This is a genomic window from Allobosea sp. GW821-FHT03A12 (genome assembly GCF_058986765.1).
On record NZ_JBYSVZ010000022.1, the window covers coordinates 1 to 1,394 of the forward strand.

Annotated in this window: 1 protein-coding gene; it reads right to left on the reverse strand. The window is 64.8% G+C overall.

Annotated elements, in window-relative coordinates:
- On the reverse strand, window positions 1–1,394 hold a 1,394-nt coding region (locus tag AC3WLC_RS32055), incomplete at both ends, for an acyl-CoA carboxylase subunit beta (protein ID WP_493687909.1).

Sequence of the window (1,394 nt, forward strand, 5' to 3'; positions counted from 1 at the left end):
TTGTCGTGCTTTCGCCAGGGGCGCTCGACGCTCTTGGTGCGCAGCATGGCCAGCGCCCGGGCGATGCGGCGGCGGGTCGAATGCGGCATGATGACTTCGTCGACATAGCCGCGTTCGGCCGCGACGAAGGGGCTCATGAAGCGGTCTTCATATTCCCTGGTCTGGCGCGCGATCGTCTCGGCGTCGCCACCGCGGAAGATGATCTCGACCGCGCCCTTGGCGCCCATCACCGCGATCTGCGCCGTCGGCCAGGCATAGTTGACGTCGGCGCCGATATGCTTGGAGGCCATGACGTCATAGGCGCCGCCATAGGCCTTGCGCGTGATCACGGTGACCAGCGGCACGGTGCATTCGCTATAGGCGAAGAGCAGCTTGGCGCCATGCTTGATCAGGCCGCCATATTCCTGGGCCGTGCCGGGCAGGAAGCCGGGAACGTCGACCAGCGTGACGATCGGGATCTCGAAGGCGTCGCAATAGCGCACGAAGCGGGCGCCCTTGCGGCTGGCGTCGGAATCGAGCACGCCGGCCAGCACCATCGGCTGGTTGGCGACGATGCCGACAGTGCGGCCCTCGATCCGGGCAAAACCGGTGACGATGTTGCCGGCATAGGCCTGCTGGATCTCGAAGAAATCGCCCTCGTCGACGACCTTCAGGATCAGTTCCTTGATGTCGTAGGGCTTGTTCGGATTGTCCGGGACCAGCGTGTCGAGGCTCATGTCGACGCGATCGGGCACGTCGAAGCTCGGCCATTCCGGCACGCCGACGGTGTTGTTGGCCGGCAGGAAGTCGATCAGGCGCCGGACCTGCAAGAGCGCCTCGACATCGTTCTCGAAGGAGCCATCGGCGACCGAGGATTTGGAGGTGTGGACCTTGGCGCCCCCTAACTCCTCGGAGGTCACGGTCTCGTTGGTGACGGTCTTCACCACCTCCGGGCCGGTGACGAACATGTAGGAGGTGTCGCGGACCATGAAGATGAAGTCGGTCATCGCCGGCGAATAGACGTCGCCACCGGCGCAGGGGCCCATGATCACCGAGATCTGCGGGATGACGCCGGACGCCTGGACATTGCGCTTGAAGACCTCGCCATAGCCGCCGAGCGCCGCGACGCCTTCCTGGATGCGGGCGCCGCCGGCGTCGAACAGGCCGACGATGGGCGCGCGCATCTTCAGCGCCATGTCCTGGATCTTGATGATCTTCTGGGCGTGGGTCTCGGAGAGCGAGCCGCCGAGGACGGTGAAGTCCTTGGAGAAGACGAAGACGGTGCGGCCATTGACCGTACCCCAGCCGGTGACGACGCCGTCGCCGGGGATCTTCTCGGCCTTGTCCATGCCGAAATCGACGGCGCGGTGCTGCACGAACATGTCGAACTCCTCGAAGGAATCCTTGTCGAGCAG